The sequence below is a fragment of the Paenibacillus sp. FSL K6-4396 genome (genome assembly GCF_038002525.1).
In the GTDB taxonomy this organism is placed as follows: domain Bacteria; phylum Bacillota; class Bacilli; order Paenibacillales; family Paenibacillaceae; genus Paenibacillus; species Paenibacillus amylolyticus_B.
In genome coordinates, this window is the sequence record NZ_JBBOCR010000001.1 from 3,011,156 (window position 1) to 3,034,326 (window position 23,171).

22 protein-coding genes are annotated in these 23,171 nt (G+C 45.1%); 16 read left to right on the forward strand and 6 right to left on the reverse strand.

From position 1 onward, the window contains the following. Window positions 1–5 precede the first annotated feature (5 nt). The 5 genes from MHB85_RS13245 to MHB85_RS13265 all read left to right on the forward strand — a co-directional run bounded on the left by MHB85_RS13245 (window position 6) and on the right by MHB85_RS13265 (window position 5,370). Complete coding sequence (locus tag MHB85_RS13245; RefSeq protein WP_105598506.1) at window positions 6–1,451, forward strand: 4-hydroxyphenylacetate 3-hydroxylase family protein; 1,446 nt, start codon at window positions 6–8, stop codon at window positions 1,449–1,451. 234 nt (window positions 1,452–1,685) lie between these two features. After that, window positions 1,686–2,393: a response regulator transcription factor gene (locus tag MHB85_RS13250; protein WP_105598507.1), complete on the forward strand. Its 708-nt coding sequence runs from the start codon at window positions 1,686–1,688 to the stop codon at window positions 2,391–2,393. Next, complete coding sequence (locus tag MHB85_RS13255) at window positions 2,371–3,828, forward strand: sensor histidine kinase (protein WP_105598508.1); 1,458 nt, start codon at window positions 2,371–2,373, stop codon at window positions 3,826–3,828. The genes MHB85_RS13250 and MHB85_RS13255 overlap by 23 nt, the downstream gene beginning before the upstream one ends. 35 nt (window positions 3,829–3,863) lie before the next feature. Next, the gene (locus MHB85_RS13260) at window positions 3,864–4,943 is read left to right on the forward strand and encodes an AI-2E family transporter (RefSeq protein ID WP_105598509.1); all 1,080 of its coding nucleotides are present in this window, start codon (window positions 3,864–3,866) and stop codon (window positions 4,941–4,943) included. Window positions 4,944–4,971: 28 nt separating this feature from the next. Beyond that, window positions 4,972–5,370 carry an Asp23/Gls24 family envelope stress response protein gene (locus tag MHB85_RS13265; RefSeq protein WP_047842725.1) on the forward strand — a complete coding sequence of 133 codons (399 nt, stop codon included), beginning with the start codon at window positions 4,972–4,974 and terminating at the stop codon, window positions 5,368–5,370. A gap of 69 nt (window positions 5,371–5,439) precedes the next feature. Here MHB85_RS13265 and MHB85_RS13270 read toward each other — a convergent pair whose 3' ends face one another. Next, the gene (locus tag MHB85_RS13270; RefSeq protein ID WP_341073065.1) at window positions 5,440–6,273 is read right to left on the reverse strand and encodes an AraC family transcriptional regulator; all 834 of its coding nucleotides are present in this window, start codon (window positions 6,271–6,273) and stop codon (window positions 5,440–5,442) included. Between the two features lie 213 nt (window positions 6,274–6,486). On the opposite strand from MHB85_RS13270, the gene MHB85_RS13275 reads away from it, so the two are divergent. The 3 genes from MHB85_RS13275 (at window position 6,487) to MHB85_RS13285 (ending at window position 10,697) form a co-directional block, all read left to right on the forward strand. Continuing rightward, entirely contained in the window at window positions 6,487–7,491 is a 1,005-nt protein-coding gene (locus tag MHB85_RS13275; RefSeq protein ID WP_192131896.1) for an aldo/keto reductase, read from the forward strand. 253 nt (window positions 7,492–7,744) lie between these two features. Next, window positions 7,745–9,337 (forward strand): acyl-CoA synthetase MbcS, encoded by a 1,593-nt coding sequence (gene mbcS, locus MHB85_RS13280; RefSeq protein WP_445739033.1) that lies wholly within the window; start codon window positions 7,745–7,747, stop codon window positions 9,335–9,337. A gap of 115 nt (window positions 9,338–9,452) precedes the next feature. Then, the gene (locus tag MHB85_RS13285) at window positions 9,453–10,697 is read left to right on the forward strand and encodes an aminopeptidase (RefSeq protein WP_341073066.1); all 1,245 of its coding nucleotides are present in this window, start codon (window positions 9,453–9,455) and stop codon (window positions 10,695–10,697) included. 308 nt (window positions 10,698–11,005) lie between these two features. Here the strand turns inward: MHB85_RS13285 and MHB85_RS13290 are convergent, their stop codons facing one another. Next, a complete protein-coding gene (locus MHB85_RS13290; RefSeq protein WP_091016770.1) occupies window positions 11,006–11,464 on the reverse strand; it encodes an AraC family transcriptional regulator in 459 nt (152 codons plus the stop codon). A gap of 165 nt (window positions 11,465–11,629) precedes the next feature. On the opposite strand from MHB85_RS13290, the gene MHB85_RS13295 reads away from it, so the two are divergent. After that, window positions 11,630–12,790, forward strand: coding sequence for a leucine-rich repeat domain-containing protein (locus tag MHB85_RS13295; RefSeq protein ID WP_341073067.1), 1,161 nt, complete (start codon window positions 11,630–11,632; stop codon window positions 12,788–12,790). Between the two features lie 48 nt (window positions 12,791–12,838). Here MHB85_RS13295 and MHB85_RS13300 read toward each other — a convergent pair whose 3' ends face one another. The 3 genes from MHB85_RS13300 to MHB85_RS13310 form a co-directional block, all read right to left on the reverse strand. Next, window positions 12,839–13,471 carry a nitroreductase family protein gene (locus MHB85_RS13300; RefSeq protein WP_341073069.1) on the reverse strand — a complete coding sequence of 211 codons (633 nt, stop codon included), beginning with the start codon at window positions 13,469–13,471 and terminating at the stop codon, window positions 12,839–12,841. 505 nt (window positions 13,472–13,976) lie between these two features. Beyond that, window positions 13,977–14,750 carry a M15 family metallopeptidase gene (locus MHB85_RS13305; RefSeq protein WP_192131885.1) on the reverse strand — a complete coding sequence of 258 codons (774 nt, stop codon included), beginning with the start codon at window positions 14,748–14,750 and terminating at the stop codon, window positions 13,977–13,979. A gap of 410 nt (window positions 14,751–15,160) precedes the next feature. Further along, window positions 15,161–15,523 (reverse strand): iron-sulfur cluster biosynthesis family protein, encoded by a 363-nt coding sequence (locus MHB85_RS13310; RefSeq protein ID WP_076214772.1) that lies wholly within the window; start codon window positions 15,521–15,523, stop codon window positions 15,161–15,163. A gap of 168 nt (window positions 15,524–15,691) precedes the next feature. Between MHB85_RS13310 and MHB85_RS13315 the strand changes: the two genes are divergently transcribed. The 7 genes from MHB85_RS13315 (at window position 15,692) to MHB85_RS13345 (ending at window position 22,438) form a co-directional block, all read left to right on the forward strand. Next, entirely contained in the window at window positions 15,692–16,276 is a 585-nt protein-coding gene (locus MHB85_RS13315; RefSeq protein ID WP_091016765.1) for a TetR/AcrR family transcriptional regulator, read from the forward strand. A gap of 131 nt (window positions 16,277–16,407) precedes the next feature. After that, window positions 16,408–16,854, forward strand: coding sequence for a nuclear transport factor 2 family protein (locus MHB85_RS13320; protein WP_091016764.1), 447 nt, complete (start codon window positions 16,408–16,410; stop codon window positions 16,852–16,854). Then, complete coding sequence (locus tag MHB85_RS13325) at window positions 16,844–17,704, forward strand: ergot alkaloid biosynthesis protein (RefSeq protein WP_192131883.1); 861 nt, start codon at window positions 16,844–16,846, stop codon at window positions 17,702–17,704. Before MHB85_RS13320 ends, MHB85_RS13325 begins: the two co-directional genes overlap by 11 nt. A 197-nt stretch (window positions 17,705–17,901) precedes the next feature. Further along, a complete protein-coding gene (locus tag MHB85_RS13330; RefSeq protein ID WP_105598519.1) occupies window positions 17,902–18,876 on the forward strand; it encodes an ABC transporter ATP-binding protein in 975 nt (324 codons plus the stop codon). Beyond that, window positions 18,869–20,383 (forward strand): osmoprotectant update ABC transporter permease/substrate-binding subunit OpuFB, encoded by a 1,515-nt coding sequence (gene opuFB, locus MHB85_RS13335; protein ID WP_091016761.1) that lies wholly within the window; start codon window positions 18,869–18,871, stop codon window positions 20,381–20,383. The genes MHB85_RS13330 and opuFB overlap by 8 nt, the downstream gene beginning before the upstream one ends. 50 nt (window positions 20,384–20,433) lie before the next feature. Then, complete coding sequence (locus MHB85_RS13340; RefSeq protein WP_192131881.1) at window positions 20,434–21,780, forward strand: dihydrolipoyl dehydrogenase family protein; 1,347 nt, start codon at window positions 20,434–20,436, stop codon at window positions 21,778–21,780. Between the two features lie 37 nt (window positions 21,781–21,817). Continuing rightward, window positions 21,818–22,438, forward strand: a complete 621-nt coding sequence (locus tag MHB85_RS13345; RefSeq protein ID WP_223199939.1) for a DUF1349 domain-containing protein — start codon at window positions 21,818–21,820, stop codon at window positions 22,436–22,438. A gap of 229 nt (window positions 22,439–22,667) precedes the next feature. On the opposite strand, the gene MHB85_RS13350 is transcribed toward MHB85_RS13345, so the two are convergent. After that, entirely contained in the window at window positions 22,668–23,141 is a 474-nt protein-coding gene (locus MHB85_RS13350) for an SET domain-containing protein (RefSeq protein WP_091031152.1), read from the reverse strand. Window positions 23,142–23,171 lie beyond the last annotated feature (30 nt).

Genomic DNA, 23,171 nt, shown 5'->3' on the forward strand with positions numbered 1-23,171 from the left:
ATATCATGAGTATCACGATGTCTCGTGGACAAGCTTACATTCAACGTTTGAATGATGAGCGGAATGTATGGCTGGACGGAGAGCGTATCCAGGTAACTGGGCATCAGGCCTTTCAGGGAACACTTCAAACCATAGAAGGTTTGTTCAATCTGGTGGATGACCCGGAGACAAGGGAAACCGTGGCCTATTGGGACGAACAGACGGGAAGTTACGTGCATCGCTCTTTTCTAGTACCCCGTTCACTTCCTGACGTGAAGAGCAGGGCGGATGCTTTTCGGCTGTGGGCCGATCGGACGTATGGGGTGATGAGCCGATTGTCTGATTATGCTCGATCCCGGCTGACCGGTTGGTATGCAACACGACATGAGATGACATCACATGACCCGGCATTTGCAGACAAAATATCGACTTATTACGAACAAGCCAAACGAAAAGATGCATTCCTGACAATTGTCCAGCGGGACCCACAGATTAATCGTTCCTTGCCTGTTGGAGAAGATGAGGATGCCATGCTGCGAATTGTCCAAAGCAATACGGAGGGTGTGGTTATCCGCGGGGCCAAAATGGTGGCAACAGCAGCGCCTTATGCCGATGATATCATTGCTTATCCCGTTCAACGAATTCCAGGCCACCTGCCAGAGCTGGCCCATATGGTCATTGTAGCCGCGGACAGTCCGGGCTTGCACATGATGTGTCGTGAATCTTTTGCCACAAAAGATACAGATAAATCACATCCACTCAGTGCGCAGTATGATGAGATGGATGCTGTATTATTTTTTGACGATGTATTTGTGCCCTGGGAACGTGTATTACTGCACAATAACCCTGAAGCCGTATGGCAGATTCGCTGCAATACAGCATCGGCCAGTCTGGCCTACCATCAGAGTGTCATTCGATTACACTCGAAACTGGAATTCATTACAGCTGTGACCTCAGCCATTGCCAAGGAGATCGGGGTGGACTCCTTCCTGAATGTACAGGAACAACTCGGAGAGCTGATCAGTCAGATGCAGACTATCGAGGGACTGATTATTGCTGCTGAAGTACAGTCCAAGCCGGACGCATTTGGCAACTGGCTGCCGGAATTCAAATATATTGAAACCGCACGTAATCTGGGCAATCACTATTATCCCCGCGCGGTGGAGATTTTGAAGACCATTGCTGCGGGTGGTCTGATTCAGATTCCTTCAGGTACGTTTGAGATGAATGAAATGATGGGTTCCATGGTTGGCAAATATCTTGGTGGAGTAACGATGCAAGCCACGGAGAAGATTCGACTCTTTCAACTCGCATGGGAGCTGACCGGAAGTCCACTCGGAGCAAGGCATGATCTATATGAACGTTTCTACGCGGGTGATCCCGTGCGCAATCGGGCGAACCAATATGTGCAGTATGACAAGGAACGTTTATTTGGGAAAGTTGAGCCGTGGCTTCGTTTGCTTAAGGACTAATCTGATGATCTAATACAAATGGTCCGAATGAAGATTGAAAAGCCTGAATGAAGAACGAAAAGCTTGAATGAAGGCTGAAAACAGCCCTATTTTATTTAATGCCTTGGCCTAAGCCAGGGCTCTATTTCTATTTATTTAGATTATCTTTAGAAATGATTTAGGTTGAATTAAGAGACGTAGTATATAGTAATAATGTAGAGATAGGCATAGAGTATAGGAAATGAGAGGAAAAACATGAGATACACCGTATTAATTGCAGATGACGAACCAGAGATTGTTGAACTGCTTCAACTATATCTGGAGAAGGACTATACCATTAAGACTGCGGTGAATGGAGCCGAGGCATTACAATGCATACGTTCAACACAGATCGATCTGGTCATACTGGACATCATGATGCCTGTAATGGATGGATTGCAGTTGATCAAACAGATCAGGGCCACATATCACATGCCTGTACTGTTCCTATCCGCCAAAAGTCAGGATCACGATAAAATCCTTGGACTTGGACTTGGGGCAGACGATTATATAGCGAAGCCGTTCAACCCGCTTGAGATTGTTGCCAGAGTAGAGGCGTTGCTCAGAAGAGTTAATCAATTTGATGCAGCGGAGATCCCCAGTGCGAAAGAACAAAATCTGGTATTGGGTGATCTGACGCTGGATCGATCCCAATGTATCCTTTTTCGTTCAGGAAATCCTGTAACATTGACCTCTACAGAGTATAAAATTATGGAATTGTTGCTTCATCAACCTGGCCGAGTGTTCACCCGTAAAAAAATATACGAAGCGGTCTGGGGCGATTATTATGCGCACGAGGACAGCACAATTATGGTACATATCAGCAACATTCGGGAGAAGATCGAGCGTGACTCCAGACAACCGGAATATCTCAAAACGATAAGGGGACTGGGATACAAAATTGAAGCGCCCATGGAAAGCTAGAGAAAAGCGACTGTTGCAGACATCTCTGACACTGGACTTCTTGCTGTTCAACTTCTTTTTGCTGTTACTGGTATTGATCGTGTACCTTATGGTTTCACTGGATGTCGTGGATTTTCGCATTTCGGATCAGGTGGTTGATCCAGATCTGAATGTTGAAGCCCACGTGTATGTAGCAGAGCTGGAGAACGAATTTTATTCCGGTGGAGGTTCGGTGTCGAAAGGCAAAGACACAGAGATTCAACGTCTCAAGGACAGCGGTGGCTGGATTGAAATTCTGGATGCCAATCGCAATGTCATTCGTCATGTGGGAGACAAGCAAGATGCGTTCACGCAATACAGTGAAGCGGATCTGTATGATGGACTGGAAAATCGGAGTGACCAGGAATACTATTATTCGATCACTCCTCTCTCGACAGAAGGAGCGGCAGCGTATGTATTGCTCAAAATCCCGCGTGATCTGGTCAGCGTGCGAATTAATGATAATCAGTTGATTACCAATCTGAAGCATCCACTATCCTTTTACATTATGATTGGCATCGGTTTGGTTTTATTATTGATCTTTGTCTATAGCTATTGGGTCGCACGGAGAATCAAAAAACCACTCAGCATCCTCTCCTCGGGTCTTACGCAGATGATACAAGGGAATTATAGTACACGGATGTCGATCTCTGCCGAGAGGGAGTTTGTCCAGATTGGTGAGACCTTCAACTACATGGCGGACGTCATTGAGAACACCTCTGCGGAGAAACGTTACGCCGAAGAGAGCAAACAGCGACTGATTGTAGATTTATCACATGATCTGAAGACACCGATAACATCCATACAGGGATATGCGCAGGCATTGGTGGAAGGACGTGGAGAGGACAAGGACAGGCAGCAAAGATATCTGGGATACATCTATAACAAATCCGTTCAAGTTGCACGCATGATACAGAATATGCTGGAGCTGCTCAAGGTGGATTCGCCCGATTTTCGCATGCATATTCAGAGAAGAGAAATTGGAGAATTCGTGCGCGAGATTATGGCAGATACCTATGGGGAGATTGAACAGAAACAGTTTGTCCTTCATGTACTTGTTCCTGATGAGGTGATCTACGCGAGGTATGATCCGGAGCTGTTATCCAGAGTCATCCAGAATCTGATTACCAATGCTCTATCTTATAATCCAATCGGGACCGAACTGCGCGTTGAACTCATTCCGCTTCATACCCATGTGGTGATTGAAGTGGCAGATACCGGAGTGGGCATACCTCAAGAACTGTGGTCAACGATCTTTGACCCGTTTGTACGAGGGGATGAGGCGCGGACAGCGACCGGAGGCACCGGACTTGGTTTGTCCATCGCACGACGTAATACGGAGAAAATGGGCGGACGGCTGATCCTTTCCCGGCGTGGGCGAGAGACCACCGTGTTTACCATTGAGATTCCAAATTAAATAAGAGAAGAAATGTCCATGTGGAGGGAAATATTTTGTTCAAAGTAAATACGTTTGTCCGCTTCAGTATTGCACTGGCGCTGATATTGGTTAATATCTATTTATTATCACGTGTGAGCTTCATCTTTCAGCCGCTCGTCACCATGATCACGGTCATTACCGTGCCGATGATGTTGTCGGTGTTCTTTTATTATCTGCTCAGGCCGCTTGTGAATTATATGGAGAAAAAGAAAATAAATCGCACGCTAAGTATTTTGCTAATCTATCTGGTTATTGCTATTCTGGGAGTGTTCTTCATCATTGGTTTATGGCCATCGTTACGTGAGCAACTGTTCAATCTGGTCGATAACGCACCAAGTTTAATTAATTCATTAAGTGACCAGCTGAGAGAGCTGGAGCAAAATGGTGCCATTCAGGCCTTGTTCCCGGAGGGCTCAACACCTTTCTCTCAGATCACGGAGTATATCAACAAAGGATTTAACTTTGTGACCAACTACGTAAGTGGATTTTTCTCACTCGTTTCCAGTTTTGCGATCATCTTGTTTACACTACCGATTCTTTTGTTCTATATGCTGTTACAAGGCGAGAAATTTGGTCGTAAATTGGCACATATCGCTCCAAAACGTTTCCAGAATGACAGCCGTGAAGTCGTAATTGAGATTGATCAGGCGTTGAGTGGTTTTATTGTGGGAAGAGTTTTGGTCAATCTGGCATTGGGTGTACTGATGTATATCGGTTTCTTGATCATTGGACTGCCGTACGCATTACTGCTCACGGTAATCGCGGTCATCATGAACTTTGTTCCGTTTATCGGAGCGATTGTGTCGTCCGTACCTATTGTGATCATGGGTCTCGTGGTATCTCCATCGGTTGCCATCTGGTCTCTGATTATTATTCTTGTCGCTCAGCAGATTCAGGACAACCTGGTAGCACCGTACGTATTCGGCAAAAAGCTGGATATTCACCCGCTCACGACCATCATTCTGGTGTTGGGTGCAGGCGACCTGGGTGGAATTATTGCCATCCTGATTATTATCCCGGTTTATATGATCGTTAAGATTCTTTTGGTTCGAATCTATAACATGTTCTTTAAGGACAAATGGCAGAATGCATAGAATTTAATTATTCGAAGGAGTGGAGCACATGTCTGAAATTATCGAAAAACAATACAATGAACCTGAATATATCGCACCTCAATCTGTTCAAATGGGTACCATTCACATCTCGAATGATGTGTTATCCAAGATCGTGGGAATGGCCGCTCAATCAACGGCTGGTGTTTCCTCCATGTCCGTTGGACTGACTGAAGGCATTGCCAAGAGCATCAGCGGCAAGAGTCTGCAAAAAGGGATTGACGTACACGTCAAAGACGATCAGGCAACCATCCAGCTGCGCATCAACATTCAATATGGCAACAAGATGCACGAGGTCTGCCGTGAACTTCAACATAATGTTCAACAGGCTGTAGAGCAATTAGCAGGCGTCATGGTCGATGAAATCAAAGTGCAAGTTGTTGGCATATCCATGCCGGAGACCGTATAAACCAATGAAAAGAATGTAAGGAATAACAATTGTAAGGATAAACGATTGGCACAAACAGCACCTTCCCAATTAACAACTCAACTGGGAGGGTGCTGTTTTATGTTTGCGATAATAGGTGGGCGCTTCGCCCATCACTTTTTTGAACATTTTGGAGAAAAGCAATTGATCCGTATAGCCCACAGAACGGGCAATATCACCAATGGTCAGACCGGGATCAAGCGTCAATTCGGCTGCCCTTCGCATTCGGTAATGGACCAGATACGATTGGATGCTGCTTCCCATCTGATCTTTGAAGAGAGAACACAGGTAACTGCGCTGCAAGCCCACATGGGCCGCGATGGACTGAACGGTAATGGCATTGGCGTAGTTCATTTCAATGAAGTCCATTACCTGCGTTACGTACGTTTCCTTCGAATAATCCGGCATGAGTTGAAGATGCTCTGAGTTGGCCTGATCAATCAAAATGGAGAAGAATTGATACAGCAAACCAGTCATGCTAATCTCCCAGCCTCTGTGGGTATGGCGCGAATTAATCATTCGATGCAGACAGGATCGCATCTCGTCATCCCCATTGCCCAGCTCAAAGATCGGGTGATGCTCCGACAGACAAGCTTGCTGTAAAAAGGTTTGGCTATTGCTGCCTTGAAAAGCAACCCAGCTGTATTCCCAGGGATCATCCTGATCTGCTTCGTAATGAACAACAGAATGCGGAACGATCAGAAAACCTTGACCTTTGTGCAGGGTGTACGTTTTGCCACCCACTTCGAAGGTGCCTTTGCCATTCAAAATATAATGAATTTTGTAATAGTCTCTCATGGCAGGGCCAAAGTGATGACCTGGTGTACAGGCTTCCGTGCCATAATGAAGGAGCTGGAGCTCCTGAAAATGATTGTTTTTAAACATATACGTAATCAAGGGTATTCACTCCTGTGTGATTTCGTCTCATCTTGCATTTTAACATATTAAATAGTTGAAAAGATTAAATATTTAACATTAGTATATATAGATAACAATCATTATTCCATATGTTCAAAGTGGAATGCCATATCGTTTTGCCCGAGAAATGTCTAAGATTAGAAGCAGCAAGGCAAACCATACAGGAAAGTGAGAATAACGATGCCCTATACTGCAAGTGAACAACGATATGATGAGATGAAATATGTACGTTCCGGCAAATCCGGAATCAGATTGCCGCAAATTGCGCTGGGTTTATGGCAGAACTTTGGTGGCAACCGCACATTGGATATTCAGGAAGAAATGATTTTACGTGCCTTTAACCTCGGAATTAACCACTTCGATCTGGCGAATAACTATGGTCCCCCTCCAGGATCAGCGGAAGAGAACTTTGGTGTGATTTACAAAAAACATCTGCGTCCTTACCGGGATGAATTGCTTATCTCATCGAAGGCAGGTTACCATATGTGGAGTGGACCTTACGGCGAATGGGGTTCCCGCAAAAACCTCATTGCAAGCCTGGATCAAAGCCTTGGCCGGATGGGACTGGACTATGTAGACATTTTCTATCATCACCGTCCAGATCCGGACACGCCGTTGGAAGAAACGATGACGGCGCTGGATCATATCGTGCGGCAAGGTAAAGCTCTGTATGTGGGCTTATCCAATTATAATGCAGAACAGACACAAGAAGCGGTAACCATTCTTCGTCGTCTGGGTACGCCATGTCTGGTTCATCAACCAAACTACTCGATGCTGAATCGCTGGATTGAAGACGGTTTGCAGGACGTACTGGATGAGCAGGGCGTAGGTTCCATTGCGTTCTGTCCACTCGGCCGCGGTCAGTTGACCAATAAATATGTCGACAAGATCAAGGAAGAACGCGCCAATCCAACAGGCAATTTGAAAAAAGAAGCATACACAGACGAACGGATTGCCAAGTTCGATGCGCTTCAGGCAGTTGCCGAGCGAAGAGGGCAGACGATCTCCCAACTGGCTCTGAACTGGATCTTGCGTGGTAACCGTGTCACCTCCGCACTGATTGGTGCAAGCCGTGTGTCCCAGATTGAAGAAAACGTGGCTGCGCTCAGTGCACCGGACCTGACAACGGAAGAGTTGAATGAGATCGAAAGCATTTTGGAAGGTATGGGTAATTATCCGTGGTAACCGAAAAATTATAGTTAGACAAAGTTTATGGTAATATAAAAATTAAACACGAAATGGCTCCTTCCTGATATCCAAGGTGGTGCCATTTTTTTATATGTCATTTTCTTTATAGGAAAAGATCTATTATAATAGTTAACATTAATTGACCTATGTTTATTTTTTCGAGATAAGCCTAGTTCATAGCACCTGGTCCTAGGATTTAGGGTATAATATATAGAAGCTTTACATTTGAACTACGAAGGAGAGGCTCCATTTGAACTTTGAACAGTGGATTTCGCCTGAAAGCTATAACCTGACATCCGAGATGGAGAATCATCCATCAGACCGGATTGCACTTAGATGGCTCAGCGATCAACGTGAATTGGAAGAGATCACGTATGGTGATTTGTTCAAGCAGGCGAATCGTCTTGCTGGAGGTTTGCGTGAACTTGGACTGGAGAAGGGTGATCGGGTGTTGGTCATGGTACCACGCCGTATTATTGCCTACGTCATTTATATTGCTTGTCTTAAATTGGGGATTGCCGTTATTCCTTCCTCCGAGATGTTACGGGCTAAAGATCTGGAATATCGTCTGCGTCACTCTGAGGCGCGGGCTCTTATCGTATGGTCCGAGACAACCTCGGAAGTGGAAAAGATGGACGCGGATCTGCCGTCACTGGCACATCGTATCGTGGCATCACCTAATGGTGAAGCTAGCGTACCTACTGAAGGTTGGGTCAATGTGCATGAGTTAATGCAAAATCAACCCGAAGAGATGGCTGCGGTGGAAACTCACCGTGATGATACAGCTATTCTTGCCTATACTTCGGGCACAACAGGTAATCCCAAAGGCGTTATACATAGCCACGGTTGGGGATATGCCCACCTGCGGATCGCTTCTTCATTATGGCTGGATATTCAACCTTCGGATACGGTATGGGCAACGGCTGCACCTGGCTGGCAAAAATGGATCTGGAGTCCGTTCCTGTCGGTACTCGGAAGAGGCGCGACTGGCTTGGTCTACAATGGATCATTCCAACCCAAGCGTTATCTGGAACTGATGCAGGAACATCAAATTAATGTTCTATGCTGTACACCAACCGAATATCGGTTGATGGCCAAAGCCGATGATCTTGGACATTATGATCTGTCCCATCTGCGCAGTGCTGTTTCAGCGGGTGAACCGCTCAATCAGGAAGTCATTGAAATCTTCCAACGGCATTTCGACCTCACTATTCGAGACGGATATGGACAGACCGAGAGCACGTTGTTGATCGGCAGTCTCAAAGATGCGCCTGTACGCATTGGTTCCATGGGTCAGTCGATTACACCTGGATTGATTGAAATTATTGACGAAGACGGACAGCCTGTTCCTGCCGGTGAAGTAGGAGATATCGCGGTACACAAAGAGATGCCAGCTTTGTTCCGGTCCTATTATCAGGATGAGGGACGGAAGGAAGCGAGTCAGCGTGGCGATTATTTTGTAACAGGAGACCGTGCACGTAAAGACGAAGAAGGTTACTTCTGGTTTGAAGGGCGCAGTGACGACATCATTATCAGTTCGGGTTACACGATTGGACCATTTGAAGTGGAAGAAGCACTCATGAAACACGCCAGTGTGAAGGAGTGCGCGGTGGTTGCGAGTCCGGATGAGATCCGTGGCAATATTGTCAAAGCTTTTGTCGTGTTGAGAGACGATTCACTGGCTTCACCAGAACTGATGCGTGAATTGCAGCACCATGTCAAAGAAATTACAGCACCTTATAAATATCCACGCAAGATCGAATTTGTTACGGATCTGCCAAAGACCAACTCTGGTAAAATCCGCCGGATCGAACTGCGCGAACAAGAAAAACGTAATAGTTAGATCATTTTGTATAGATGAAATTTTGGGAATTGAACCTGCGTAGTGAAAGAGAAGGAATCGATTCTGCAGAAGCGAAAGCGGTCGTACAATATATGAAACAGGAGTGAACACAACCATGAGTCAATTTGAACAAACCTTTGAAAAGTCATTGGAACAATACGCAGAACTGGTTGTTAAAGTTGGCGTGAATATTCAAAAAGGACAGGATCTGCTCGTCACTGCACCGATCGAAACGCTTGAATTCACACGTCTGATTGTGCAAAAAGCCTATGCGGCTGGTGCAAACTATGTACAAGTGGACTTTGATGACGACAACATTACCCGCAGTCGTTTTGAACATGGTTCCAATGACAGCTTTGACTACTATCCAGCCTGGAAAGCGGATATGATGGAAAAGTTTGCGGAAGCAGGCGGCGCTACCTTGACGATCAAAGTTCCAGATCCTGAACTGTATAACGGAATTGACTCCGACAGCGTTTCCCGTGCTACCAAGGCAGCTGCACACGCACGTCGCGGATATGCCAAATACACACGCAATCATGAAATTAGCTGGTGTTTGATCAAAGCACCGACCAAGGCTTGGGCGAACAAAGTGTTTGCCGACATCCCGGAAGAAGACCGAATCAACGTGATGTGGGAAACCATCTTCAAAATGAACCGTGTGGATGGCGGAGACGCCGTACAAAATTGGAGAGAACATCTGGATACCCTGAATACCATGAGTGATCTCCTGAATAAAAAGAACTATAAGAGCCTGCATTACCGTGCGCCAGGTACAGACCTGGAAATTGAATTGGTTAACAATCATATCTGGGGCGGTGGTGGCAGCGAAAATAAACAAGGCGTATACACGGTTGCCAATATGCCGACTGAAGAAGTATTCACCATGCCTAAGCGCAGTGGGGTGAACGGTTATGTTAGCAGCACCATGCCTCTGAACCTGAACGGGCAACTGGTTGACCAGATGAGAATCACCTTCAAGGACGGACAAGTTGTTGCCTTTACGGCAGCATCTGGTGAAGAGCATCTGAAGAACCTCTTTGCCACGGATGAAGGAGCACGTTATCTGGGTGAAGTGGCACTTGTACCACATGACTCTCCGATCTCCAACCTGAATCGAATTTTCTACAATACGGGTATTGATGAAAATGCATCTTGCCACTTGGCTGTGGGAAGTGCGTATCCATTCAACATGAAAGATGGCACAACCATGTCGAATGAAGAGTTACTGAAGCATGAGTGCAATGTGAGCTTGACTCACGTTGATTTCATGATCGGTTCCGCTGAGCTGGATATCGATGGTGAGTTACAGGATGGTACAATCGAGCCGGTATTCCGTAAAGGCAACTGGGCATTTTAATCTAGTTTTATAAGTTGAACTAAAGGTTATTTACACAGACACTACGATGACAGAATAACCTTCCAATCGCTGTTATCCCCAGATTTTTTTGATTCCTTTCTGAAGGGGAAAATCCGGGAATAGCGTATGCTTCCGATGCAGCTTTCTTTCAGATAGCTTTTAGGCGAACGCTTCGCTTTTTCAGGTTTTTTCTGTCCTCTCCGTTATCGTGTAAATGATTAGTTCAATTTATATAGTAGCAGTAATAGTGCTTAACGAGAAAGTGACTTCAACCTGAAGTCACTTTTTTTGTTTGCTCGTATCGCGAATTACACGGGTCTTACAGGCACACATATCTCGCAATAATGCTGATTGAGCAGTTCCCAACGATATCGTTCTATAACTGGCTTGTTGTCCATCCGATAACCACTTGTTTTTAAATGAGGGATGATCACATTCCATGCCTGCTGAATAGCTTCTGCCGTATGTCTCACCTTACAGATGAGATAATCTCCGCCTAATAACTCGCCAATCTCAACCAACTCATCTTCAAGACGTTCAGATTCAGTAATAACAATACAAGCATCATATCTACATTTTTCGGGCGTTGTGGTAGTTGGGTCATCCTGGGGAATACCGAATAAAATTGCTGATTCATGAAGCAGTTGTTTTTTGTCTGCCCATTGTTTCAGCGTATTCATCGCTTGAGTATTGGCTGGACCGTAAGGACCGACTTGTCGAACATAGGCGATACGATATGACGGGAGGTTTTCGATATACATTTCCATGAAAATCTTCCTCTCTGTACGATTTCTCTTACATGTTGGATGTTAACATGGTATAAAAGAATTTGCTTAGGTAATTGTTGAATCCCGGTGATGAAACTCATAGAATAGTGATAATATGTTGGAAGACTGTTCCAATAGAGCAAAACGAGAGGGGAGGCGTTAGATATGGATATTACTTATGCTTTCACGGATGAACGTTTCAGGCAAGTTGTGTTGGATCGTTTTTGTGATCAGCGGGATTTCATTCAGGAGAGCGACGTTTGTGAGGTTGAGATATTGCAACTTTCCAATCACAATATTAGCAATCTTGATGGAATCGAGTATTTCAGGGGTCTTCAAGAGCTGGATTGTGCCTATAATCAATTGACCGGTCTGGATCTAGCTCAGAACCACAAGCTGATGACGTTACGTTGCAGAGAGAATCAGCTTCTTACACTGGACCTCCGTTCCAATTCGGAATTGCAAGTGCTGGATTGCAGTTTTAATCGACTTCGCAAATTGGATCTTTCTCATAATTCCAAACTTATAACGGTGGAGTGTCATTGGAATATGTTGTCGGAGCTGGCTTCGGAGCACCTACAGCAGTTGGAGGAACTTAGTTGCAGTTATAATGCTCTTTTTTCACTTGAACTTGAACACAATAAGCAACTGCGACGACTTGATTGCGCCAACAATTACATGTTGGAACTTGATGTAACCGGTTGTCCAAACTTGATTGAACTTCGTTGTAACCACAACCATATCAAACAGTTGGATTTTCGTTCAAATATGGTTTTAGAGAATGTCCGTTGTTTTAACAACCATATTAGCAAGCTGGATATTCGCCATAACGTACAACTAAGAGAGTTGTACTGTTCCGAGAACAAATTAACCGAGTTGGACTATAGCGCTAATCCCAAGCTGGAGAGACTGCAATATGCAGACAATCTGATTTTTGAATCCAATCATGAAGTTCCGGGTATGGGGGTGTTTCAGTATGACGTCTCGATGTCCAACTATCAGATGCGCTTACATATTCAGGATAAAGAACTGGTAGTCACTGCACAGGTTTCAACCAAGACAGAGATGGAAGCCTTATCCCCATATATGGAAGCGACGTGGAAACGATGGGACATGCTTGGTGAGCAGGCGTTTAAAACCATTGCCGAGGCTCATCCGGACGAAGATATCAGTGCATTGATTTTGGCTGATGCAGAATTTCAGGGAGATCAATATTTCCGATTGGGTTATGATGCGGGGGATACACCTGCTGGCCGACTGTACATATATGCGGAGTTTGACGATGAATTTCACATGTTGGATACATTGATCTATGAAACGTATTAAAGCCACGAGAACGTGGCTTTTTTGCTGTGTCATTTAACTACTTTTATGTTATTCAGCGTGCATTTTGTTGAAGCTAACATATTCGTTAATTGGTTTACGGTAACCGCGTGGGCGTTGTTTGGCTTCCGACTTTTTGCCGATGGTGATCAGCATAACCGGTACGTAATGGTTAGGGATTTCCAAACTCCGTTGCAGTTCTTCCGAGTCAAAGCCAATCATTGGACAAGTATCCCAACCGCGATCCTGAGCGATCAGCATCAATTGCATGGCAGACAGGCTGGCATTGCGAATCGCATCCTCACGTTGGAAGAATCTGCCGCGAGATTCGTAAAATTCAGTGACACTTTGGGATTCCTGCTCGTATTGAAACGGAGTGAGTGCGCCCAGGTTCAGCAAGCCTTCGTTAATAGTGCGGATATGATGATGCGCGTTGACGTCGCCCAATACCACGATGACCGCAGAAGCTGTTTTTACCTTATATTGCTGGGAAGCTTCATAGACTTTCTCTTTCTGTTCCTCGTCTTTAATCACAAGATAGTGCGTGTGTTGCAGGTTAAAGGCAGATGGTGCAAATTTGTTCAGGGCAAACATCTCTTGCAGTTCCGAATCCGAAATTTCAATTCCTTCTTCAAAAATAACGGCCGATCTACGGTTTTTGATTAGATTCTCGAACTCACTCATGGTAGTTTCCCTCGCTTATGTATGATTTATAAACTGACTATAACACACTTAGTTACTTTATGTAAGTATTATTTTAGAATAAGACAAGGATTGTCTGCCATACGCTAAAATAAAACACTAGAGGTGATTCATGAAAGCATTGATCGCAAGGTTTATGGGAGGACATGACCCTCATGAATTTAGGGTATATGTGATTCAATCTTCGACGTTAAAACGTTTTGTAGTAGTGGAGATTATTCTAGGCCCTATCGTGTACAATGTCGCACTTTACTTGTGCCATAATGCAATACTTGCTGGAGTAGGCTCTTGGGCTGGAACAGAAGGTCTGAAGAGACTGCCACTCGTCTTTAGAAAAATCGTTGGGACATGATGAAGTGTGTAAATGAAAGATTGAAGCAGAAGAGGGCCAGTTGCGGCCCCATTTTCTCCTTCAGCCATGTTATCTATGGTCACGCTTCTTTTTATTTAATCAGATAACTGTCTATGCTTTGGGTTCCAACCTGCCTTATTTGGCACGTTCCAAATACTGCTCGAGCGTAAGTTTCTGGTTGGTAATCTCACCAGCAATATATACTCCGACATAACGTACATGCCATGGCTCATAGGAGTAACCAGTTAATTTCTCCTGATCTTTGCCATAACGGATGATGAAGCCGTACTTGTGGGCATTGGCTTTTAGCCATTTGCCTTCTTTGGTGTTGCCAAAGCTTTGCTGAAGATCATAACCAGCCGAAGCGCTGGAGATATCCATGGCTAGACCAGTCTGATGTTCGCTTTGTCCTGGCCGAGCACTTGTTTTATTGGCAACAGCTTCACCTTTGATGCTGGCATTACGGTCAAAGATCGATTTCTGGGTCGCATAAGAGCGATAGCCAGACACCGCTTTGATATCAATGCCGTCTTTTTTGGCAGCCGCAAATAATTTTTCAATAGCGGTTGCAGCTACTTTACGCATTTGTTTCTTCGGACTGGAACCTGAGAAGCTAAAAGGAATATTAGGTACAACCAAATCTTGTGGTGCATAAGTTGAAGGCAGATTTCTCTTTTTATTGACAAGTACAACCGTACTGGACACATTGGTCACAGTTGCCACATTTTTAATCGTTTTGATCGTACGACCAGGTGCATTATCATGCAGAAATTGAGTGAAGCTGGAGCTTGCCGCAGACGCGACGGGATTCAGGCTTGAAGTGATAGGGAGCGTACTAAAAGTAGAACCTGCTACAACAGAGCCTACGAGAATTATAGATATGATGGATTTACGAGTAAAAGATTTCATGATGTGTGTTCCTCCTCGGAATATATGAATCTATATACCGAGTATACTAGAGGATTATATCCATAGGTTCTCCAATTGTTTCCGAGTTGTAAACAAAGTTTGTTATATAAGTTGAACTAAAGAGTATTACACTGGACACTACGATGACAGAACAACCTTCCGATCGCTGTTATCCCCTGATTTTTTTGATTCAATTTTATAATGGTGAAAATCTTGTGATAGCGTATGCTTCCGATGCAGCTTTCTTGCAGAAAGCTTTTAGGCGAACCCTTCGCTTCTTCAGGTTCTTTCTGTCCTCTCCGTTTCGTGTAAATGTTTAGTTCATCTTTTATAGAGTCTTTTTTGCAACGCTGATAGAGGCATATAAAGAGAGATAATACTAGATTACTTCAAGTATGCTGGAGACTGTGTTACAACATGCAGGCGTCGGATCCACCGGAGCTTCCCGCAGTTACGGCACGGGTGTCACGAACGCGAACGTTGGCGCTGAGCACACCAGAATCACTGCTTAATTTGAAAGAAGGATAATTCTCTTCTGTATCTAGCTTCATGTGTTGTTCTAGGTTCAGCTGCTGCTTCGGATCAACATAGAACGGAACCAGATTGGTTTCAATCTGCGCGTCGAGAGCCGCAAGTTCATCAACAATGATAATAGCGATAACTCCGTTACATCCGCAACCTTCCAAGTCATAGATCACTTTGAAATATCCAGGTTGGTCATTCAGGCTTTCCGTCAATCGTTTTGCAGCCAAATCTGTAATTTGAATATACATATAGGTACACTCCTTTATATGTTGTCATGGTTGGTAAATGGTAAAAGAATTCATTCAGCTTCTATTCACATTATACCACTTTGTCAATAATCAAAGCATTTATTTTCTTGACTGATCAGTCTGGAAAGGGTATTCTTTATTTAATGAATAGGGAGGTGAGGTCTGAAATTGGGAAGAGCCAAGGAGTTTGACACGGAGACCGTTCTAAGAAAAGCAACGTCTGTATTTGGAGCGTACGGTTATGAAGGTACATCTTTGAGCTTACTGCTAAGTGAACTTGGTATTGCGCGGCAAAGCCTGTATGATACCTACGGAACTAAACATGATTTATTTGTCTCTGCTCTTAAATTCTATATTCAGCAGAAGACAGAGGCGGGGATCAGACTATTAAACGAATGCACAAGTGTGAGGCAAGGCGTGACCGAGTTGTTCAACGAAGCGGTTAACGTGTTGACAGACAACGAACGTCGTAATGAATGTTTCATCATTAATAGCGCGGTTGAACAGGCACCACAAAATCACGAAATCGCAGCTTTTATTCAAACCACTAATCAACAAATGGAAGATGTTTTTCATACTGCGCTGTTACGGGGCCAGAGGAGTGGCGAATTGAGGCACGCAGAGGAAGAATTGCCCGGGCTTGCCCGTTTTCTGAATTATTCCCGACTCTCATTGACCTTTACGGCGAAGAGCGGTGCAAGCGCAGAAGCGCTGCGAGATTTTGTACAGATGACCCTAAGGGCTATGGATTAACGTTTTACATGGTTTGAGTAAGATTCTTTATGGTTTTTTGAAAATGAACGCTTAGGGCGTTTATTTTTTGACTATTATAGACCGATTGGTCTGGAAAAAGAACACCAAACAAACTGAAGGAGGAAATAAGGATGACACAATCTCAGCAGATGGAAGCGGGCAATAGTATACCGCATCGGATCATGCATGGATTCACTAATTTGCTACTGGATGGAAAACTGGAACAGTGGTTGGAGCTATATACATCTGAAGCTATCTTCGAATTCCCATATGCACCAGCAGGATATCCTCAGAAACTGGAAGGCAAAGCCGCAATTACAAATCATCTTCATAATCTACTGGGGATGATTGAAATCCAGCAGTTTTCTGAACCGGTGATCTTAGCTGATTCCACGAAACAACAGTTTGTGGCTGAATTTACTTGTAAAGGGCGTTCATTAGTTACAGGCAAGCCATACAACCAAACTTACATCTCTGTAGTGAGCCACTCTGATGGGAAAATTACACATTATAAAGACTATTGGAATCCAATGGTCGTACTCGAATCGGACTTAGGAGGTAACAAGCATGATCAATGATAAACCGTTGACACTTATTATAGGGGCTAATGGAAAAACGGGAAGCCGTGTTGCGGCCATGCTTCAAAAGCATCATTATCCGGTGCGTTTGGCAGGGAGAACTAAACCATCTCCTTCTGGTTCTGCCGATAATTATGTCTATTTTGATTGGTATGATTCCGAGACATATGCGCTAGCGCTGAAAAATGTGAATCAGGTGTACCTTGTCGTGCCAGTCATGGACATGACCCCAGAAGACGTCATGATCCCGTTCATCAAGGAAGCATTGTGGAACGGAGTTAAGCGATTCGTTTTACTTGGCAGTGCTTCGATCGATGAGAATGGTCCTATATTTGGCAAAGTACATCAGTATTTAAAAGCGCATGCTCCTGAGTGGGCCGTATTACAGCCTTCCTATTTTATGGAGAACTTTACGGAGGGGCCGCATCGGGAGACGACGAAACAACTCGGGAAAATTTACAGTGCTACGGGTGAAGGGAAAATTGGATTTGTTAGTGCAGATGATATCGCGGTGGTGGCCTTCCATGCTCTGACAGATGTAGTTTCTCATAATACGGAGCATATCATTACAGGGCCGGATTCGTTGTCCTATGGACAGGTTGCAGACGTCTTGAGCCGTGTACTGGGTCAGTCTATCCAGCATGAATCTTTGTCCGATGATGAATTGAAAAACAGCATGATTCGCGCAGGAATGTCAGTAGAATACGCTGCTGCCCTGGCAGGACTGGATGTGCCTATCCGGGAGGAGGGGAGAGAAGACCAAACGACGGATACGGTGACAAAAATAACGGGGAATAACCCAATTTCATTCGAGAAATTTATTCAAAATCATATGGAAGTATGGAAATAATGGAAGAAATATTTTCATATTATGAGAAGACGGTGCCTAGTGCCCGTCTTTTTGCATGTCTACCAGCATGTTGACATCGTTGATTCAAATATGGATCTCTCCCTAACCTGGGACACTTCGGAAAGCAGTGATTATACGAACACACTTTTGGGGAAATAGATGAGGATGAATGTTAGGTAAAGGGGCGAATAGAGCGAATGATTCAGTTCGAAAATGTATCAAAACAATATCCTGATGGAACAACGGCTTTGCGCCAGGTTAACCTCAACATTAACAAGGGAGAACTGTTCGTCATGATTGGTCCGAGTGGATGTGGCAAAACCACCATGCTCAAAATGATCAATCGCCTGATTGAGCGAACAGATGGAATAGTGCGCATTAATAAACGCCCAATCGATGAATACAACATTCACGAATTGCGCTGGAATATCGGATATGTACTGCAACAGATTGCACTATTCCCGCATATGACAATTGCCGAAAATATTGCGGTTGTTCCTGAACTGCGAAAATGGAAGTCAGATCAAATCAAGGAGCGCGTACATACGTTGCTGGACATGGTTGGTTTGCACGGAGATACGTACAGTGAGCGCAAACCGTCCGAGTTATCTGGAGGACAACAGCAGAGAATAGGTGTGTTGCGTGCACTCGCTGCCGATCCTGAGATTGTATTGATGGATGAACCATTCAGTGCACTCGATCCGATGAGTCGGGAGAAATTACAGGACGATATTCTGGATATCCAGCGTCAGATGAAAAAAACAATTGTATTTGTCACCCATGATATTCAGGAAGCGATGAAGCTGGGGGATCGCATCTGCATTATGAAGGATGGACAGGTTTTGCAGGTAGGCACTCCGGAAGAACTGATCCGACAGCCAGCTAATGATTTCGTACGTGAATTTGTTGGAAGTCCTAACACCGATACGAGTTCACAATCTGAATTTGATCTCGAATCCATCATGTCACCACTCTCACCGGGTCATGTGCCAAAATCAGCTAAAACTGCTGTTCCTGCATCCATTACGTTGACGGAGTTAGTTGATATCATGGCTTCCCATGACCATCTGCTGGTTGAACGTAACCGCCAGATTATTGGCGAGATCAGTCGAGTTGATCTGATGAAATACTGGTCTGGTCAGTTACAGGAACGAGGTGAAGGACATGAGTAGATTCACGGAGGTGTTCAGTGAGCGCAAAGGTCAGTTGTTGTCTGCTCTGCTGGAACATATTCAGATCTCATTTATCGCATTGTTCTTTGCTGTCCTCATTGCTATTCCGCTGGGTATATACCTTACTCGCAAACCCAGAGTGGCTGAACCAATTATCGGGGTCACAGCTGTGTTGCAGACGATACCTTCCTTGGCGCTTCTCGGATTGCTAATCCCGTTATTCGGCATTGGTACCCTTCCTGCAATCATTGCACTGGTGGTGTATGCGCTGCTTCCGGTACTCCGCAACACGTACACAGGCATATCCGAAGTTGATCCTTCCATGGTGGAAGCGGCGAATGCGATGGGCATGAATAGTTGGCAACGCCTAATCAAAGTGGAACTGCCACTGGCGATGCCTGTTATTATGGCCGGAATTCGGACTGCTATGGTACTTATTGTAGGAACGGCAACACTTGCTGCTTTAATTGGCGCAGGAGGTTTGGGTGCATTAATCTTGCTGGGCATTGATCGGAATGATACGGCACTGATTATCCTTGGAGCCATTCCGGCAGCCTTGTTGGCTATTTTGTTTGATGTACTATTGCGTCAATTCCAGCGGTTATCCTTCAAGAAAACATTGGTTACCTTGGGTTCGCTAGCTCTGATCGCGATACTTGTGATTACCATTCCCTTCGTGGCACGTGGTGGACAGAAGGATCTCGTCATTTCCGGGAAATTGGGGGCGGAACCGGAGATTCTGATTAACATGTACAAATTGTTGATTGAAAAAGACACAGACCTGACCGTTGAACTAAAACCCGGATTAGGCAAAACGCCATTCCTTTTCAATGCACTCAAGTCGGGTGATATTGACATCTATCCCGAATTTACCGGGACAGCGATCTCCGAATTCATGAAGGAAACAGCAGTCAGCACCGATCGGACTGAGGTGTACGAACAGGCAAGAGATGGAATGCTGAGCCAGTTCAACATGGTGCTGCTGAACCCTATGGATTACAACAATACGTATACGTTGGCCGTTCCAAAGAGCATCGCAGATCAATACAATCTCAAGACCATTTCGGATCTCAAACCGGTAGAACAGCAAATGAAGGCAGGATTCACGCTGGAATTCTCGGATCGGGAAGACGGTTACCTTGGCATTCAGAAGAAGTATGGGATTGAATTCCCGAACGTTGCAACAATGGAACCGAAGCTTCGCTATGGTGCTGTTCAACGTGGCGATATCAATCTGGTAGATGCCTACTCCACAGATAGTGAGTTGAGACAATATGAACTCGTTGTGCTGGAGGATGATCAGGAGTTATTCCCACCGTATCAAGGCGCGCCGATGCTTCGTCAAGAAACGGCAGATCAATATCCACAACTGGTTGAGGTGTTGAATCAGCTTGCTGGCAAAATTACGGATGATGAGATGCGTCAGATGAACTATGACGTGAACGTAGAGGGAGCGAATCCTGAACAGGTTGCAGCAGAGTACCTTAAACAGGCTGGATTGCTGTAACTTCAGGCATCCCTGCAATAGATGTACCAAAAGGATGAGGAGGAACAATGATGACACAAGAAACGTATGACTTGATTGCAATTGGAACAGGAAGCGCGGCAAGCTCTGTAATCACCCGTTGCGCTGAAGCTGGCTGGAGAGTTGCTGTAATTGATGAACGTGAGTTCGGCGGAACGTGTGCACTGCGTGGCTGTGATCCCAAGAAAGTGCTGGCTGGAGCGGCTGAGCTGATTGACTGGAATGAACGGATGCAAGGGAAAGGTATTCAGGGACAGGCGACCATCAACTGGTCTGAACTTATGGCCTTTAAACGCACCTTTACCGAAAGCATACCTAGAGCAAGTGAAGATCAATTCAAACAGGCCGGAATGGATACGTTCCATGGTAAAGCTTCATTTGTCGATGAAAACCATATTCAAGTGGGAGAAGAAGTGCTCCATGGCAAACACATTCTGATTGCTACTGGTGCAAGACCTGCGCCACTTGAGATTGAGGGATCAGAGCATCTGATATATAGTGATGACTTTCTGGATCTGGAACGGCTGCCGGATCGATTAGTTCTGGTAGGCGGTGGATACATTGCATTTGAGTTTGCGCATATTGCGGCCAGAGCCGGGACGGAAGTCCATATCCTGCATCGGAGTGAACAGCCTCTGAAATCGTTTGATGCGGAGCTGGTAGAATCTTTGTTGCAAAAATCGAAAGAGATCGGCATTCATGTTCACTTGAACGCGGAGGTGAAGTCCATACGGCAAGAGGGGAACGCCTATGTCGTTCATGGCACACGCAATGGTGCAGATCACCAGTGGCAGTGCGGACTTGTCGTTCATGGAGCCGGGCGTGTTCCCAATGTGGATGGGCTGGAATTGGAGAAAGGCAACGTCAGCTACAGCAAAAAGGGTATTGCGGTGAACGAGTATTTGCAAAGTGAAAGTAATCCGAGAGTGTATGCTGCTGGCGATGTAACCGATACGAAAGGGTTGCCTTTGACCCCGTTAGCAGGTCAGGAATCCCGGGCTGTATCGTTCAATTTGTTGGAGGGAAATCAACATAAACCTAATTATAAAGTGATGCCTTCCATTGTGTTTACTGTCCCTGCCCTTGGAGCTGTAGGTATGAGCACGGAGCAAGCCAAGAAAGAGGGCTACGAGGTGCAGGTAAATGATATGTCGAAATGGTATACTTACAAGCGAACTCATGAAAAATTTGCCATGGCCAAAGTGGTGATCGACAAATCAAGCGGACGTATTCTGGGTGCGCATGTGCTCGGGAGCAAAACAGAAGAATTGATTAACCTTTTTGCAATGGCGATTCAGTTCGATTTGACTATCGATCAGTTAAACACCATGAATTTTGCATATCCTACTGCTGCATCGGACCTGGGTTCTTTAATTTAGAAGTGATGATGAACTCCCTTTAGGGACGGAAGGAAGGATGAAAACAACAATGTCATCGGATTTTATTGGGCTTCATGAAGGCAAGTGGACGAAGGAACCCGTTGCTGCACGGATGGATGGGGATCGTTTCGTTGTGGAAGCTCGGGAAGGCAGTGACTTCTGGGAGAACACATTCTACGGGTTCTGTCATCGGGATGGACACGCCATGCTTGCTCCATGGGACGGAACGGAAGCGATTGAGGTATCGTTTGATCTAAGCTCATTCACCGAATTATATGATCAGGCGGGGTTGATGTTATGGCACGGAGAGGATCAATGGATCAAGGCCGGAGTTGAGGTTAATGACGGTGTTGCTCATGTTGGAGCTGTCGTGACGGATACATATTCGGATTGGTCCCTATCTCCTGTACCTGAGTGGGGTGGACGAATTGTGACGATTAGAGCTTCCTACAGTAATGAGGCTGTTGTCATTCGTGCTCGCACAGATGAGCATCCTTGGCGTACGATTCGGGTTGCACGGTTTGCCTATCCGACGAACAAACACGCAGGTCCATTTTTGTGTTCACCGAAGCGTGCAGGGTTCGAAGTAGCCTTTACCAAGTGGAGATCCACGACACCCGATCAAGACTTGCACACAGATCCACCGATTACGGATTAAAACAAGTTAAGATGCACGCTAAACAATGAAACATGAACAGGTGAATCTGGCTTAGAAAGCAAGACAACACAAATAAGCGAGTCTTCCATTAACGGAGGACTTGCTTATTTTTTGTGTTTAAACTTTGGACTATGAAGAGTCTTCAGTTACTCATTTCATCATTCACCGGGTTCAGCGAGTTCTTTCGCACATACAATAGAGTGCTTGCAAAACTTCTTGAGTTTAACGTTTATTTACTCGTGTCCGTATCCAGGGACTGGGGTTCAGTCTCTTTTTCACCCTCATCATCATTGGACTTATTGAACTCCAGCATACGCTCCTCGTAATCGTCCAGGAACCATAACGGGTCCATACTGTCTTCCTCACCGTTGTAATTGATGACGATTTCTTCGCCAGCCTTGATGTCTGTATACGCGTAGAAGTCAAAGGTGTGGTTATCAAAATTGATATCATAAGTAGCGTTAGGTTCATAGGAGTGGTTGATCAGACTGCCGTAACCGAGCAGAATGGCGGTATGATTCGCCCCGTATTCGAACACGTAATCTTCCAAAATCGTTTTTTCGACATGCTCATGATCTTCATTTGGGTAAGGCACAACGGGTGCCTGATGGATAAGCGTTCCTTTGGCAATATCAACGGTAGCAAATACCCCGCGGTTAAACTCACCACCATCACCCAACTTGGATTGTTTCACTTCAATCATATTTTTCACCTGATGCTCTTCGAAGAGCTC

Excerpts from the sequence above, each read along its gene's own strand:
- MHB85_RS13245 (WP_105598506.1), top strand. The coding sequence starts at position 6 with ATGAGTATCACGATGTCTCGTGGACAAGCTTACATTCAACGTTTGAAT.
- MHB85_RS13250 (WP_105598507.1), top strand. The coding sequence starts at position 1,686 with ATGAGATACACCGTATTAATTGCAGATGACGAACCAGAGATTGTTGAA.
- MHB85_RS13265 (WP_047842725.1), top strand. The coding sequence starts at position 4,972 with ATGTCTGAAATTATCGAAAAACAATACAATGAACCTGAATATATCGCA.
- MHB85_RS13270 (WP_341073065.1), bottom strand. The coding sequence starts at position 6,273 with ATGTTTAAAAACAATCATTTTCAGGAGCTCCAGCTCCTTCATTATGGC.
- MHB85_RS13275 (WP_192131896.1), top strand. The coding sequence starts at position 6,487 with ATGCCCTATACTGCAAGTGAACAACGATATGATGAGATGAAATATGTA.
- MHB85_RS13285 (WP_341073066.1), top strand. The coding sequence starts at position 9,453 with ATGAGTCAATTTGAACAAACCTTTGAAAAGTCATTGGAACAATACGCA.
- MHB85_RS13290 (WP_091016770.1), bottom strand. The coding sequence starts at position 11,464 with ATGGAAATGTATATCGAAAACCTCCCGTCATATCGTATCGCCTATGTT.
- MHB85_RS13295 (WP_341073067.1), top strand. The coding sequence starts at position 11,630 with ATGGATATTACTTATGCTTTCACGGATGAACGTTTCAGGCAAGTTGTG.
- MHB85_RS13300 (WP_341073069.1), bottom strand. The coding sequence starts at position 13,471 with ATGAGTGAGTTCGAGAATCTAATCAAAAACCGTAGATCGGCCGTTATT.
- MHB85_RS13305 (WP_192131885.1), bottom strand. The coding sequence starts at position 14,750 with ATGAAATCTTTTACTCGTAAATCCATCATATCTATAATTCTCGTAGGC.
- MHB85_RS13310 (WP_076214772.1), bottom strand. The coding sequence starts at position 15,523 with ATGTATATTCAAATTACAGATTTGGCTGCAAAACGATTGACGGAAAGC.
- MHB85_RS13320 (WP_091016764.1), top strand. The coding sequence starts at position 16,408 with ATGACACAATCTCAGCAGATGGAAGCGGGCAATAGTATACCGCATCGG.
- MHB85_RS13325 (WP_192131883.1), top strand. The coding sequence starts at position 16,844 with ATGATCAATGATAAACCGTTGACACTTATTATAGGGGCTAATGGAAAA.
- MHB85_RS13330 (WP_105598519.1), top strand. The coding sequence starts at position 17,902 with ATGATTCAGTTCGAAAATGTATCAAAACAATATCCTGATGGAACAACG.
- opuFB (WP_091016761.1), top strand. The coding sequence starts at position 18,869 with ATGAGTAGATTCACGGAGGTGTTCAGTGAGCGCAAAGGTCAGTTGTTG.
- MHB85_RS13340 (WP_192131881.1), top strand. The coding sequence starts at position 20,434 with ATGACACAAGAAACGTATGACTTGATTGCAATTGGAACAGGAAGCGCG.
- MHB85_RS13345 (WP_223199939.1), top strand. The coding sequence starts at position 21,818 with ATGAAAACAACAATGTCATCGGATTTTATTGGGCTTCATGAAGGCAAG.
- MHB85_RS13350 (WP_091031152.1), bottom strand. The coding sequence starts at position 23,141 with ATGATTGAAGTGAAACAATCCAAGTTGGGTGATGGTGGTGAGTTTAAC.